We start from the raw sequence: 13,296 nt of genomic DNA, 5'->3' as shown, positions 1-13,296 counted from the left end.
TCCTGTGTCATGCTTGCGCAACCTCCAGTTCAACGCCGGGGTTGTCCGCCCCCAGTGGGCAGCCCGGCGCCAGACAATAGTAAGCATGATTAGCTTTTTTGGGTACCACCCGGCCCCCACGCCGAGCGTGTTACCGCGGGCCGGCCCCCGGAAGGAGTTCCGTGGCGCCGAGGGAATCGGCGATGAACGCGTAGTCCCACGCGCGTTCACGCCACTGGACGTACCGCCCGGAGGCGCCGCCGTGGCCGCCGTCCATCTCGATCTTCATGAGAATCGGCTGGTCACCGGTGGTCTTGTTGCGCAGCTCCTGGACCCACTTGGCCGGCTCCACGTAGAGGACGCGGGTGTCGTTGAAGGAGGTCACCGCAGCAACCTTGGGATAGGCCACCTCGTGCACATTCTCATAGGGCGAGTAAGACTTCATGTAGGCGTAGACCTCGGGGTCCGTGATCGGATTGCCCCACTCCTCCCACTCCAGCGCGGACAGCGGAAGCTCCGGATCCAGGATGGTGGTGAGGGCGTCCACGAACGGCACCTGCGCCACCACCGCGGCGTACTTCTCCGGCGCCAGGTTGGCCACGGCACCCATCAGCAGCCCGCCCGCCGAGCCGCCCAGGGCCGCGATCCGGGACGGATCCACCCAGCCGGAGGTGGCCAGCCAGTCCGTGGCGTCCACAAAGTCGGTGAAGGTGTTCTTTTTGGTGAGTTTCTTGCCGTCTTCGTACCAGTGCCTGCCCAGCTCGCCGCCGCCGCGGATGTGCGCAATCACGAACACCACACCGCGGTCCAGCAGTGACAGCCGCGCGATGCCGAACCCCGGATCCATGCTCAGCTCATAGGAGCCGTACCCGTACACCAGGCCGGCCGCCGTCGAATCCTGTTTGACCGACTTGTGCCGCAGCACTGACAGCGGAATGCGGGTGCCGTCCGCCGCCGTCGCCCATTCACGGGTGGCCACGTAGTCGCTGCCGTCGTAGCCGCCGAGGACCGGGCTTTCCTTGCGCAGCAGCAGTTCGCCGGCGGGCTGAGCCGGGGTTGGCAGGACGAAGTCGTACACCCGGGACGGCGTGAAGTAGGAGGTGTAGCCCAGGCGGATCACGGGGGCCTCGTAGTCGGACCCGCCGACGCCGGCCGTGTACAGCTCCTCGTCGAACGCGGGCTCCACCGGGGGCTCCTGCGCGGGCGTCCCCAGCCCTGCCAGGCCCATCACCTGGACCCGTTCGATGGTGTCCTTGCGGATTGACACGATCAGGTGCGTGGAGGTGACCCCGGCGCCGTTGACGCGGACGTCGTCGGAATGTTCGACGACGGTGCTCCAGTGCTGCTCGGCCAGCGGCTTGGCGAGCTCGGCCGGGTCGATCAGGGAAACCATGGAGTTCACGGCGTTCCGGTTGTGCGTGATGACGATACGCTCGTGCTTTTCGCCGTCAGCGCCGGTGAGCAGGAACGGCTCCGCCTCGTAGAGCACGCGCTCGTCGCGCGAAATTACGGTGGTGAGTGCCGCCGTCGGATCATCAAAGCGCAGCAGGCGGGTTTCGCTGTACTCGGAGCAGCCGATGCCCAGCACAAGGTAACGCCTGTCCGAGGAGAGCTCAAAGCCCAGCCACATGGCTACGTCGTCCTCCTGGTAAATCACCTCATCGTCGGTGACGGGCGTACCCAGGACATGGGACTTGACCTGGTACGGGCGCCACGAATCGTCCACCACGGTGTAGAAAATGCGGGTGCCGTCGGGGGAGAAGCTGACGCCGTAGAAGATGTTCTCGATGACGTCCGGCAGGAGCTCGCCGGTGCGCAGGTCCTTGATCCGGAGGGTAAAGCGTTCGTCGCCGGAGTTGTCCACGGCGTAGGCGTAGAGGTTCCCGTCCACCGTCACGGCCGAGCCGCCCACGGAGAAGAACGGCTTACCCTCGGCTTCGATGTTGCCGTCCAGCAGCACTTCCTCGCCGGGGATGCCGACGCCGGCCTCCACCGCCGGAGGAGTCCAGTCGGCCACGGGGTTGCCGGTGTCCTGGGCCCGTACCCGGCACTGGATGCCGTACTCCTTGCCCTCAACCGAGCGGCTGAAGTACCACCAGCCGTCCTTGCGGTTCGGGACAGACAAGTCTGTCTCCTGCGTCCGGCCCTTGATTTCCTGGAAGATGGCCTCACGCAACGGCTCCTGGTGCGCGGTGACGGCCTCCTGGTAGGCGTTCTCGGCCTTGAGGTGCTCCACCACCTCGGGGGATTCCTTCTCGCGCAGCCACTCGTAGTTGTCCACGAAGGTGTCGCCGTGGTGCGTCCGCTCGTGCGGCACCTTCCTGGCGACCGGCGGCGTGAGGGAAGAAGTTGCGGAATCCTGCAGCGGAGTCTGGGTCATTCCTTCAATATATAGACCCCCGCGGGCAATGGGGCGGGCCGTTCGCTACCGGGGGAGATTCACCCCTCCCGGCTCAGACGCTCTCTCACTTGCTGCAGGTTTCGGGGCGATGCTCTATCACTTCCTGCGGTGGACCGCCGGGCCGCGCATTGGTTCCGCAGGTAATGGGCGTTTGCCAAAACCAGACCGAAAGTGCAGAGCGTCGGGAGGGCGGCGGGCGTATCCTGATCACGCAAAGGCAACCAGCCGCGCAGGACCACGCCTGAAAGGGGAAGTTCAATGACCATCCCGCCAGTGCACGAACCCGAGCCGTTCCCGCCGGAACCCGGCCCCGATCCCATGAACCCCGATCCCACCATCCCGGGACACCCGGGCCCTGCCAGGCCGAGCCCGGTGCCGATGCCGGAACCACCCGGACCCCTGCCGGTGCCAGACCCGGGGCCCGAGCCGCTGCGCCCCGATCCCACCCGGAGCTAAGTTACCCGCCGGAACCCCTTGTATTCGGTTTCCAACCAGTGCTAAAACGGCAGTACCGGGAGGATCCGAACGCGTTGTATATCTGCCTTCTAGGGCGGTTTGCCACTAAGGAACGCCACAGCGCCAAATAGCGCATCGGCAGTTGCGGTGATCCCCTCCGATACGATGGCCCCCGGCTTAGCCGGGGGCCATCCCCACGTCCGCACGAGGGCCCAAACAGTACGTTCGCGCTTAGAGGGCGGTGGGCTTAGGGTGCGTGGGCGGGCGGGCGGGGTGCTCAGGTGGCGAGCTCGAGCATCAGCGCCGGCAACTCGTCGGCCAGTTCGCGGGCCAGGAAGCCCAACGGACCCAGCCTGCTGGCAAGCCGGTCCGCCGCAGCCGCGTGAAGGTGGCTGCCCCAACAGGCTGCCTGGGCGTCACTGGTACCCCGGGCGCGGAGCCCAGCGATGGCACCGGCCAGGACGTCCCCGCTGCCGGAGGTCCCCAGCCCGCCGTAACCGGTGGTGATTTCCCACCGGTCGGGACCGCCCGAGGCCTCGCCGTCCGACGCCTCGGCTGAAGGCCGGGCCACAAAACCCTGGCAGCTGACCACGGCCTGGTACCGCGCAGCAATGGCTGCCACCGCGGACTCGAGCTGGTCAATCTCCTTGCCCAGCAGAATCCCTGCCTCTTGGGGGTTGGGTGTCAGAATGAGCCGGCCCCGCCAGGGATCCAGCGAATCCTCAACCCTGGGCAGGCAGCCCAGGGCGTAGGCGTCCAGGATGATGGTCGCGTCTCCTGTCACTGACCCCCGGCCGGTCACTCCGTCGGAATCGAGCTCCAGCAGGGCACTCAGGAGTTTCTCGGTGAGATCGATGTCGTCCAGCCCCGGGCCGATCAGGATGGCGTCGGCACTGCCAAGTTCGGGCAGGATGGGCTCCAGCCCGGATCCCAGTACGGATCCGGCCGTCGTTTCCGGAAGCCCGGTCACGCCGGCTTCCGGGAGGGACACCGCCAAGTGCATGGCCACCGACTCGGCCACTGCCAGGGTCAGCCTTCCGGCCCCCGCCCGGAGTGCCGCGGTGCCGGCCAGCATGGCGGCGCCGGGGGTAGTTCGGGCGCCGCCGATCACCATCACTGCGCCGCGCGAATACTTGTCCTCACCTGCCGATGGCAGCGGCCAGGAGCGGAGCAGCGACGGCGTGACCGGCGTCGCCCGGGAACCGTCCACCGGCGGACCGGCCGGCGAAGCCTGCCCGCCCGAAGCCTGCCCGCCCGAACCGCCGCGCGGCCCCTTACCGGCGCGGGTGGACACTGGCATCTCCGGCGTGTTCGGTGACTTCGACGCCCTGGGCCGTCAGGTGGTCAGCCACGTTGAAGCTCTCCAGCGTCCACGGGCCCTGCCCGTCGGGTCGCACATAGCGGGTGATGGACGCGTTCAGGACCGAAGTGCCCGCGGCGAGGTCCAGGATTTCGGCCTCGCTCATGCCTTCCAGGATGTACCGGACCAGCAGGACCACGGCATCGTGGCAGACCAGCATCACCCGGTGCCCGCTGCCCAGGCTGTTCAGTTCGCCCAGGACCGAACGCAGCCGCAGCACGACGTCCGCCCAGGATTCGCCGCCGGGCGGCCGGTAGTAGAACTTGCCCAGCCAGAGCCGACGTTCGGCTTCGTCCGGGTGCCACTTGTCCACGCCGCGCCGGGTGAGCATGTCCAGGATGCCGAGCTCACGGTCCCGGAGCCGCTCATCCGTGCGCACTTTGACGGGCCAACCCGCGGTTTCCACGGCGATCTCCGCCGTCTGCCGGGCGCGGACGTAGGGAGAGGCCACCACGGCGTCGGCACGGAGCTCCTCAGCGACGGCCGACAGCGCCCTGCCCAGCGCCAGTGCCTGGTCCTGGCCGGTGGCGGAGAGCCCGACGTCGGCGTCCCGGGCCGGCACCTCAATGATGTCGGTGCCCGCCTGGTCGGCCAGGGTCGCCGCGACGTTGCCCTGGCTCTCGCCGTGACGGACCAGGATGAGCTCCACCGCGCCGGGCTCCCGCACCGCCTGCGTCATTCCACTGTTGTCCACCGCACATCACCCTCCGCCCTGTGCCGCACGCTGACCGCCGGATGCGGAAAGCAAGGGACATCACTAGCGGCGTACCCACTATTGGTGCGGAATAACGTCCGACGGCGGCTCTGGCGGTCAGTGCACCGCGGTCACCGTTCCGGGGTCAGCGCCTTGGAGAACACCACGGATGAACGCCCGGCATGGGCCGGGTTAACTGATGCTGGTGTGACGCGGCGTCATGAACGGACGTGCGGCCCTTTAATCGAGTTGTTGTTAGGTAAGGCTCGCCTTTACAGTTACGCGGTGACTCCCTCCCTAGAACTCGCCGGGGTGGCCCTTGCCGCCGACCTCGCGCGCCATGGAGACCGGCCCGCCATCCTGACCGGCGGCAGCGTCCTGTCCTACCAGGACCTCGCCGGCCGCGTGGCCGCGTTTGCCGACCGCCTCGGCACGGCCCGCCGCCTGGTGGTGCTGGCGGCGGACAACAGCGTCGGCTCGCTGGTGGCCTACCTTGCCGCCCTCGCGTCCGGGCACCCGCTGATCCTCGCGCCGGCCGGAAACGACGCCGCGGTGGCATCGCTCGTCGCTGCCTACGACCCGGACGTCATCGTCAGACCCGGGACGGCATGGGCCGCCGGGGCCGCGGCGGACGTCTGGGGGGAGCCTTCCCTCGAGGAGGTGCGGCCAGTCACGAGCCACACATTCCACCCGGACCTGGCCCTCCTGCTCAGCACGTCCGGCTCTACCGGATCACCCAAGCTGGTCCGGCTCTCGCGGGAGAACGTCCAGTCCAACGCCGAGGCCATCGCCACGTACCTGGACATCAGCGCGGCCGACCGGGCCGCCACCACGCTGCCGATGTCCTACTGCTACGGGCTGTCGGTGATCAACAGCCACCTGCTCCGCGGCGCCGGGATTGTGCTCACGGACCTGTCGGTGGTGGACCCCTGCTTCTGGCAGCTGTTCCGCAACCGCCAGGCCACATCCTTCGCCGCCGTGCCGTACACCTTCGAACTTCTAGACCGGGTGGGCTTCACGGACATGGACCTGCCGGACCTGCGCTACGTCACCCAGGCCGGCGGCAGGCTGGATCCCGGGACCGTGGCCCGTTACGCCGAGCACGGCCGAAGCCACGGCTGGGAGCTGTTCGTGATGTACGGGCAGACCGAGGCCACGGCACGGATGGCCTACCTGCCGCCGCACCTGGCCGCCGCCCACCCCGGCGCCATCGGCGTGCCCGTCCCCGGCGGGAGCTTCCGGATCGAACCGGTCCCCGGACTCGACGACGGCGAACTCGTCTACACCGGACCCAACGTGATGCTCGGCTACGCGGAGACCCCTGCCGACTTTGCGGCCGGGCGCACTGTCACCGAGCTGCGCACCGGTGACCTCGCGCGCCAAAACGCCGCCGGACTGTACGAGGTGGTGGGCCGGCGGAGCCGCTTCGTGAAGATCGTGGGCCTTCGCATCGACCTCGGCCAGGTGGAGAAGATGCTTCACGGGATGGGCCTGCAGGCGGCCTGCGCCGGGACAGACCGGAAGCTCGTGGCCGCCGTCGAGGGTAGCCATGACACCCGGCTCCTGGCCAAGATGCTCGCTCAGGACCTCGGGCTGCCGCGCGCTGCGGTGGAGGTGCACGCCGTCGAAGAACTGCCCCGGCTGGGCACGGGCAAGACCGACTACCCGGCCGTCCTGGCACTCGGCGAATCCGGTCCTACTCCAGCCGCCGCCGGACCCGCCGGTGGGGCGGTGCCCACGACGCCGGCAGTACCGGAGGATGTGCGCCGGATCTTCGCCGAGACGCTGGAGATCGAGGACATTTCCGACGGCGACACATTCGTTTCGCTCGGCGGCGACTCGCTCTCCTACGTGGCAGCGTCCGTCCGGCTGGAGAAGGCTCTCGGGCACCTGGCGCCGGACTGGCACGTCACCCCGGTCCGGGACCTGCAGTCCCGGGCCCGGCCGCGCCGCAGCCGCTGGCGGATCTTCGCACCGCTGGAAACCAGCATCGTGCTGCGCGCCGTGGCCATCGTCGTCATCATCAGCACGCACGTGGACCTGATCCGCTGGCCCGGGACCGCCCACGTGCTGATGGCCCTGGCCGGCTACAACTTCGCCCGCTTCCAACTGGGCGGCGAGAGGCTGCCGAGGCTGCGGCGCCAGCTGGCCAGCGTGGCGCGGATCGTGGTGCCAACCGTGGTGTTCATCGGGGCGGTGATGCTCCTGACGGACAAGTTCCACTACACGCCGCTCAACCTGGTGCTGCTCAACACAATGATCGGGCCGGCGGGCTGGACCGATGCCTGGCACTTCTGGTTCGTGGAAGTGCTGGTGTACGTGCTGCTGGGCATGATGGCGCTGCTGGCCATCCCCTGGGTGCACAGGACCGAACGCCGGTTCCCGTTGGCGTTCCCCGTGGCGCTGATCGGTGCGGGGCTGCTGGCGCGATACGGCCTGCTCGGTTTCGACATCCTGCACACGCGGCCGGTCCTGTGGCTCTTTGCGCTGGGCTGGGCCTTTGCCCGGGCACGCAGCATTCCGCAGCGGCTGGCACTGTCCGTAATTGCCGCCGTCGCCCTTCCGGGCTACTTCGGCGACCCGTGGCGGGAGGCCACGATCCTCGCCGGAATCCTCCTGCTCGCCTGGGTGCCGGCACTTCCGCTGCCCGCCGTCCTCCACCGTGTGGTGGGCGTGCTGGCCAGCGCTTCGCTGTATGTGTACGTCACACACTGGGTGGTTTTCCCCGATCTGAAGGACAACCATCCGGTCCTGGCCGTGGCCCTGTCACTGGCGGTCGGCGTGGCGTACTGGGCTGTTTGGGCGCGCCTGATGGGCCGGTTTAAACGATACTGAACTGTCATCTGAGAACCCTTGACACTGCGTCAGTAATGCGCGGTAATTGTAAGCACTCTTATCAAATTGGGGACCAAGATGCGCAACCTTATTCCGAAAGGCACCCTCCGGCAGATGCTCCTGCCACCCACCTTCGGCCTGCATTTAACAGGGTCCGCGGAGTACACGGTCCTGTCCGTGGAAGTGTGGAGCACGTGCCTGGTGGTCAACATCCATGTGGAGTCCGCCGTCGGGAAACCGGTGCCGGGCATTGCCATCGAGGACCACCGGGGCACTGTTTACACTTTCCAGGACTCCGCGAACGTCGGCTCCCGGAACCTGCAGGTGTTCACCCCCTCCGTGCCGTTCGGCACCCGGAGCCTGACCATCAGGTCCACCGACGACGCCGATGCCCGCCTCGTGGTGACCTTCGCGGTCCCGCTGATGCTCAAGGCTGACGAAATGGCCCAAGCCGAGGAACCCGTTACCCGGGCGTCCAGGCTGCAGCGCCCGGCGTAGCGGGCTGAAAGGCCTGCTCGGTCCCCGCGGCCAGGGGGCCAGAGCGCGGTCACAGCGTCAGAGCGCGGTCAGGTCCCCGCGGCCAGAGGGTCAGAGTCCGTTGGCAGCGGCGTATTCGGCCAGCCGTCCGTCCCTCAGGGCAGCGGCGACGCCGGCTATCCCGCCGTAGTCGGGGAGCACCACTGATGCGCCGGCGACGGTGCCCACTCCGGCCGTCGGCAGTGTCACAAAGGTGCTGGCGTTGTAGTCGATGCCGCGCATCCCGTAGGCGAGGATCGCCACTGTCATGGCGTCGAAGCCCTGGTCGACAGTGAGCCATGGGCCGGAAAGAGCCACGAGGCTCCGGACCACGTTGGGGTCGTTCAAGGCGCCGCCGCTGGTCAGCTTCGCCAGCAATGCCCGGATGAACGTCTGCTGGTTGCGGACCCGCTGGTAGTCGCCGTCGACGAAGGCATAGCGCTCGCGGACGAACTCGAGCGACGCCTGTCCGTCCAGGTGGTTCAGCCCCGGGGTGAAGACATGGTGGGTCTCGAAGGTGGCCTGGAACGGCACGGGGACAGCGACATCGATGCCGCCGAGGGCATCAATCAGGGCCTTGAAGCCGCCGAAATCCAGCATCATGGTGTGGTCGATGTGAAGGCCGAGCAGCGACTCCACGGTCCGCACCGTCAGGGGTATGCCGCCGACCTGCAGGCCGGTGTTGACTTTGGCGCCGCCGTAGCCGGGGATGTCCACCCACATGTCCCGCATGATGGAGACGACCTGGACGGTCCGGCGGTCCGGCGGGACGTGGACCACCATGAGCGTGTCCGAGCGGTGGTCTGAGGATTCGCCCGTAGCCAGCGTGTGGTTTTGCTGGTCGCGGGCGTTGGCGCGGCTGTCGCTGCCGATGATCAGGACGTTCATGGCGCCGGGTGCGAGGTCCGGGATGGGCTCGGGTGGCGCGGGAGCAGCAGGCGCCGGGGCGGGAGTTTCGGTAGGCGTCGGGGTTGCGGTCTCGCTGGGCGTGGCAGTCTCCGTCACCACGGGTGCCGCGGATTCCGAGCCGGTGCGGTTGAAGCTGAAGACGGCGATGACCACCCCCACCACCAGCACGACTGCCAGGACGGCGGCAATCAGGACCCGGCGTCGTTCTGTCCATGGCAGTTGCGCCGGATGCGGTGCAGCGGGAACGGAAGGTTCAGGACCTCTGGGGTCGGAACCGGATGGGGTGCTCATCGTCGTGCCTCCATGGCATCAGTTTCCGCCCTCCAGGCCGTTGGCGGCTACATAGTCGCCCAGCGTGTCGGTGGCCATGGCGGCGGAGAGGGCATCGATGGCAACGGGATCGGTGAGCACAATCGACTGGCCGTCGGTGGAGGTCCCGGTGCCCCGGGTGGGGAGCGTGAACGTCACCATGTCGCGGGGGCGGACGTCCTTGAGTTCCACGGCGAGGCCGGCGATCGTGGCGGCGTCCAGGCCGCCGTCGACACTGATGAACGGGGCCATGGCGCTGACCACGTTGTGGACCTTCAGAGGGTTCAGGAGTGTGTCCGCGCTGAGGTTCTTGGCCAGCAGCGCCTTGACGAAGGCCTGCTGGTTGCGGACGCGCTGGTAGTCGCCGTCGGCGAAGGCGTAGCGCTCGCGGACGAACTCCAGGGAGTGCTTCCCGTCCAGGGTGTTGGGGCCCGCGGGGAAGGCGATCCGGTCGTGGTAGGAGACAAACGGCGCCGGGATGTCCACCTGCACCCCGCCCAGGGCATCGGTCATTCCCACGAATCCTTCGAAGTCGATCATGGCTATGTGGTCGATGCGCTGGCCGAAGATGGATTCAACGGTCTGCACCATCAGTGGGACGCCGCCGAACGCCAGGGCCGCGTTGATCTTGGCGTGGCCGTGGTCCGGGATCCCCACCCAGAGGTCGCGCATCAGGGAGATGGAGTAGATCTTGCTGCGGTCGGCGGGGATGTGGACCAGCATCAGGGTGTCCGCGCGCTGGTTCGATCCCGCGCCGGAGGTGGCTTCCTCGGTGGTGGCGCCGCGGCTGTCGCTGCCCATCACCAGGATGTTCAGCGACCGGCCGGAGTCCGACGCAGGGGTCCCCGCCGCCGCAGGGCCGGCCCCGGGAGCGACGCCGGCCGCTCCGCCCGGGACGGACGGCTGCGGGCGGGTGGCTTCATCGGGGAAGGCGTTTTCGATCTTGGTGGTCTCCGAGTCGAAGATCCGGCCGAGGTTGAAAAGGTAGGCTCCGGCGGACGCGGGAATGAGGATCACCAGCGCCAGCAGCACCAGCAGGACAGCCCGGAACGGGCGACGCCGGCGTGCAGTCTTAGATGCAGTTTGACCGGGATGTGCGAAGCTCGGATGCGCGGACAGGGTGCCCATTTCCGAAAATTAGCACCGGCGTTCCGGCGTTACATCGGGGGAATCCGCAGAAAAGCCGCACAATAAGCCGCAGCGAAAAGTACGACGGCGGCAGCCCGGTCAGGCGGGCGCGTTCAGCCGTGCGTGGCGCAGGATGGAGACGATCGCCGGGGCCAGTTCGTCCTCCATCTGGTGGTAGACCTCCAGGCCACGGCGGTACGGGTCGATGATGTCGTTCTCGGATGAATCCGCCGGCAGGGACAGGTGCCGCACAGCTGCAGCCCTCGCCGGCAGCCCGCGCCAGAAGGCGGCGTTCGCGGCCAGCCGGTCGCCGCCGTCGTGCGCTGCTTCTTCCGTTGCTCCCGGTGCAGCGGCGCGATCATCCAGCACGTCGAGCATCCGGGCGAACTCGCGGATGGTGAAGGTGCGCTTCAGGAGGGACGCGTCCAGCTGCAGCACCTCGCCGCGGTGGCCCGACGTCATGGTGAGCACCAGGTCCACGCCGCGCAGGATCTTGCTGGTCAGCTGGCGCGCGGCGAAACCCTCCGCGTTGCCGCCGAACGTGCGCACGATGTCCGCGGACGGCGGCTGGATGGGCTCGCCCACCAGGGCCCGGGTGCCGGCGCTGGTGACCACAAAACCGCCCGGAACCGCCTGGTCCAGGCCGGCCTGCAGGAGCCGTTCGGCCACGGGGGAGCGGCAGATGTTGCCCGTGCAGACGGTCAGGATTCTGACTTGGGCGGGGGCAGGTTCGGGGAGTTGCAAAAGGGATACTCTTTCCAGCCGGCGCGCCGGACCGGTCGGTCCGCACATTTCAACTTAACACGTGAAGGTGCGGCTGCCGCCGTCGAAACGCTCTCTCACTTTCTGCACGTTTTTGCCGCACGCTCTCTCACTTGATGCAGGAAATCGGGCGACGCTCTATCACTTTCCCGGAGCCGGGATAAAGCGTCCGACGGCGGCGGGCGGCTCAGGCGCTTAGGGCGCGGCGAGCAGTTGCTTCATTTCCTCGATCTCGGCCTGCTGCGCGGTGATGATTGCCTTGGCGAGGGCGATGGTTGCGCTGGACTTCCCGCCGTCGACCTCCTTCTGGGCCATCGCAATGGCGCCTTCATGGTGGGCGATCATTTGCGTGAGGAAGAGCTTGGCCGCCTCACTACTCTGCGCTGCCTTGAGCTTGTTAAGGTCCTCGGCGCTGACCATGCCGGACATGCCGCCGCCGGGCATGGAATGGCCCGTCATCATCCCGGTGGGCTGGTTCCAGTCCTTGAGCCAGCCGGTCATCTGCTCTATTTCGGGGGCCTGTGCGGCCTTGATCCGGGTGGCGAGGGCGGTCACGGCGGGTGGGATGTCCGCCTTCGCCAGCATAATGTCGCTCATCTCCACAGCCTGGGCATGGTGGGGAATCATCATCTGCGAGAACATGATGTCCTCGGCGTTATGGTCCGCCGAAGCGTCCGGCGCCATGCTGGACATCGGGCTGGAGCTGCCGTGGTCCATGCCGTGGGACGGCTCGGTCCCGGCGGCGCATCCGGCCAGCGAGAGGCCTGCGGCAAAGACGGCCGCGAGGGCCAGGTTCTGGGAGTTCATGTCAGTATCCATTCATCGACGAGTCCAACGGGCGCTGGGGTTGAACGGCTGTGATGGCCGCGCGGGGCGCCGGCCGGGACATACCACTTCACTGACAACACTCGGAAATATACCCCTATAGGGTATTTGGATCAAGGTGGGTGATAGAGGGTCGCCGGGAAACCTGCAGGTAGTGAGAGAGGATCGCCGCGAAACCTGCAGGTAGTGAGAGAGGATCGTCCCGAAACCTGCAGGTAGTGAGAGAGCGTGCGACGGCGGGAGGTCACCTTTGCGATACAAACGTCTTATATGCGGGTTTCCTTGCCATAATGGGATGACCGCCCGGGGGAGGCGGCCTACAGAATGCCCGGAGGTGCCCGAATGACTGACGTGAGTGGCCCCTACACCTATTCGAGTGCCCTCGGTGCGCGGGATTGCCCGGCCGGGACGTACCACATCGACCTGGTTAACGGCACGGTGGCCTGGTCCGACGGGCTATATAAACTGCATGGCTACGAGCGCGGCGAGGTAGTGCCCACCATTGAGCTGATCCTCGCCCACAAGCATCCGGACGACAAACCGCGGGCCCAGGAGATCATCGGGGAGGTCTGCCGCCATGGCGGTCATTTCTCCATCTACCACCGGATCATCGATGCCAACGGCCGCGTCCACCAGGTCCTGACCTCCGGTGAGGGAGCCGTTGATGCGTCGGGGGCGGTGACGGCGATCGACGGCATGACGGTGGACCTGACAGCCACGCTCCAGCGGGAAACCGAAGTGGCGGCACGTGAGGCGGTGGAAAGAGCCACCTCCACCCGCAGCGTCATCGACCAGGCGCGGGGACTGGTGATGGGCAGGCTCCGCGTAGGCTCCGACGAGGCGTTCAGGCTGCTGATCAGCCTTAGCAGCCGCACAAACATGAAGTTGGCCCTTGTGGCCGCAGAGCTTGTTGCCCTTGCGGACGATCCCGAAACCTCCAAGGGCCACGACGGCCAGGACCGCCTGGATGCGGCTGTCCATGACCTTTTGGACGGCAAGCCCAGGCGCCACCGGCGGGACTCCCGCAGCTAGGTAAAAGTTTTTCTTCTGTTGTGTCGATCTGCCGTGGCGCCGTTCGACCTATGGGTGAGAAGGTCGAAGGGCGACCTTCCGAATCCAAGG

11 protein-coding genes are annotated in these 13,296 nt (G+C 67.4%); 4 read left to right on the top strand and 7 right to left on the bottom strand.

What is annotated here, in order from left to right; genetic code table 11:
• Window positions 1–130: 130 nt before the first annotated feature.
• Window positions 131–2,359 (bottom strand): S9 family peptidase, encoded by a 2,229-nt coding sequence (locus ABV518_RS15035; protein WP_367768065.1) that lies wholly within the window; start codon window positions 2,357–2,359, stop codon window positions 131–133.
• A 279-nt stretch (window positions 2,360–2,638) separates the two neighbouring features.
• On the opposite strand from ABV518_RS15035, the gene ABV518_RS15030 reads away from it, so the two are divergent.
• A complete protein-coding gene (locus ABV518_RS15030; RefSeq protein ID WP_367768063.1) occupies window positions 2,639–2,836 on the top strand; it encodes a hypothetical protein in 198 nt (65 codons plus the stop codon).
• 277 nt (window positions 2,837–3,113) lie between these two features.
• On the opposite strand, the gene ABV518_RS15025 is transcribed toward ABV518_RS15030, so the two are convergent.
• Both ABV518_RS15025 and ABV518_RS15020 read right to left on the bottom strand, forming a co-directional pair.
• Window positions 3,114–4,136 (bottom strand): NAD(P)H-hydrate dehydratase, encoded by a 1,023-nt coding sequence (locus ABV518_RS15025; RefSeq protein ID WP_367768061.1) that lies wholly within the window; start codon window positions 4,134–4,136, stop codon window positions 3,114–3,116.
• On the bottom strand, window positions 4,111–4,875 hold the full coding sequence (locus ABV518_RS15020; protein ID WP_367768295.1) for a histidine phosphatase family protein: 765 nt from the start codon (window positions 4,873–4,875) through the stop codon (window positions 4,111–4,113). The genes ABV518_RS15025 and ABV518_RS15020 overlap by 26 nt, the downstream gene beginning before the upstream one ends.
• A 300-nt stretch (window positions 4,876–5,175) precedes the next feature.
• Here ABV518_RS15020 and ABV518_RS15015 point away from each other — a divergent pair, with 300 nt between their 5' ends.
• On the top strand, window positions 5,176–7,725 hold the full coding sequence (locus ABV518_RS15015) for an AMP-binding protein (protein ID WP_367768059.1): 2,550 nt from the start codon (window positions 5,176–5,178) through the stop codon (window positions 7,723–7,725).
• A 78-nt stretch (window positions 7,726–7,803) separates the two neighbouring features.
• Entirely contained in the window at window positions 7,804–8,223 is a 420-nt protein-coding gene (locus tag ABV518_RS15010; RefSeq protein ID WP_367768057.1) for a hypothetical protein, read from the top strand.
• 90 nt (window positions 8,224–8,313) lie between these two features.
• On the opposite strand, the gene ABV518_RS15005 is transcribed toward ABV518_RS15010, so the two are convergent.
• From ABV518_RS15005 to ABV518_RS14990, 4 genes are all read right to left on the bottom strand, one after another.
• On the bottom strand, window positions 8,314–9,441 hold the full coding sequence (locus tag ABV518_RS15005; protein ID WP_367768056.1) for an LCP family protein: 1,128 nt from the start codon (window positions 9,439–9,441) through the stop codon (window positions 8,314–8,316).
• A gap of 18 nt (window positions 9,442–9,459) precedes the next feature.
• The gene (locus ABV518_RS15000; RefSeq protein ID WP_367768054.1) at window positions 9,460–10,587 is read right to left on the bottom strand and encodes an LCP family protein; all 1,128 of its coding nucleotides are present in this window, start codon (window positions 10,585–10,587) and stop codon (window positions 9,460–9,462) included.
• Window positions 10,588–10,686: 99 nt separating this feature from the next.
• A complete protein-coding gene (locus ABV518_RS14995) occupies window positions 10,687–11,331 on the bottom strand; it encodes a low molecular weight phosphatase family protein (RefSeq protein WP_367768053.1) in 645 nt (214 codons plus the stop codon).
• 213 nt (window positions 11,332–11,544) lie between these two features.
• A complete protein-coding gene (locus ABV518_RS14990) occupies window positions 11,545–12,156 on the bottom strand; it encodes a DUF305 domain-containing protein (protein ID WP_367768051.1) in 612 nt (203 codons plus the stop codon).
• Window positions 12,157–12,516: 360 nt separating this feature from the next.
• Here ABV518_RS14990 and ABV518_RS14985 point away from each other — a divergent pair, with 360 nt between their 5' ends.
• Complete coding sequence (locus ABV518_RS14985) at window positions 12,517–13,206, top strand: PAS and ANTAR domain-containing protein (RefSeq protein WP_367768049.1); 690 nt, start codon at window positions 12,517–12,519, stop codon at window positions 13,204–13,206.
• The last annotated feature ends 90 nt before the right edge of the window (window positions 13,207–13,296 follow it).

Source organism: Arthrobacter sp. HS15c (assembly GCF_040812005.1).
Lineage (GTDB): Bacteria > Actinomycetota > Actinomycetes > Actinomycetales > Micrococcaceae > Arthrobacter.
This window is presented reverse-complemented; position numbering and strand designations above follow the sequence as displayed.

Excerpts from the sequence above, each read along its gene's own strand:
- ABV518_RS15010 (WP_367768057.1), top strand. The coding sequence starts at position 7,804 with ATGCGCAACCTTATTCCGAAAGGCACCCTCCGGCAGATGCTCCTGCCA.
- ABV518_RS15025 (WP_367768061.1), bottom strand. The coding sequence starts at position 4,136 with ATGCCAGTGTCCACCCGCGCCGGTAAGGGGCCGCGCGGCGGTTCGGGC.
- ABV518_RS15035 (WP_367768065.1), bottom strand. The coding sequence starts at position 2,359 with ATGACCCAGACTCCGCTGCAGGATTCCGCAACTTCTTCCCTCACGCCG.
- ABV518_RS14990 (WP_367768051.1), bottom strand. The coding sequence starts at position 12,156 with ATGAACTCCCAGAACCTGGCCCTCGCGGCCGTCTTTGCCGCAGGCCTC.
- ABV518_RS15000 (WP_367768054.1), bottom strand. The coding sequence starts at position 10,587 with ATGGGCACCCTGTCCGCGCATCCGAGCTTCGCACATCCCGGTCAAACT.
- ABV518_RS15005 (WP_367768056.1), bottom strand. The coding sequence starts at position 9,441 with ATGAGCACCCCATCCGGTTCCGACCCCAGAGGTCCTGAACCTTCCGTT.
- ABV518_RS14985 (WP_367768049.1), top strand. The coding sequence starts at position 12,517 with ATGACTGACGTGAGTGGCCCCTACACCTATTCGAGTGCCCTCGGTGCG.
- ABV518_RS15030 (WP_367768063.1), top strand. The coding sequence starts at position 2,639 with ATGACCATCCCGCCAGTGCACGAACCCGAGCCGTTCCCGCCGGAACCC.
- ABV518_RS15020 (WP_367768295.1), bottom strand. The coding sequence starts at position 4,875 with ATGACGCAGGCGGTGCGGGAGCCCGGCGCGGTGGAGCTCATCCTGGTC.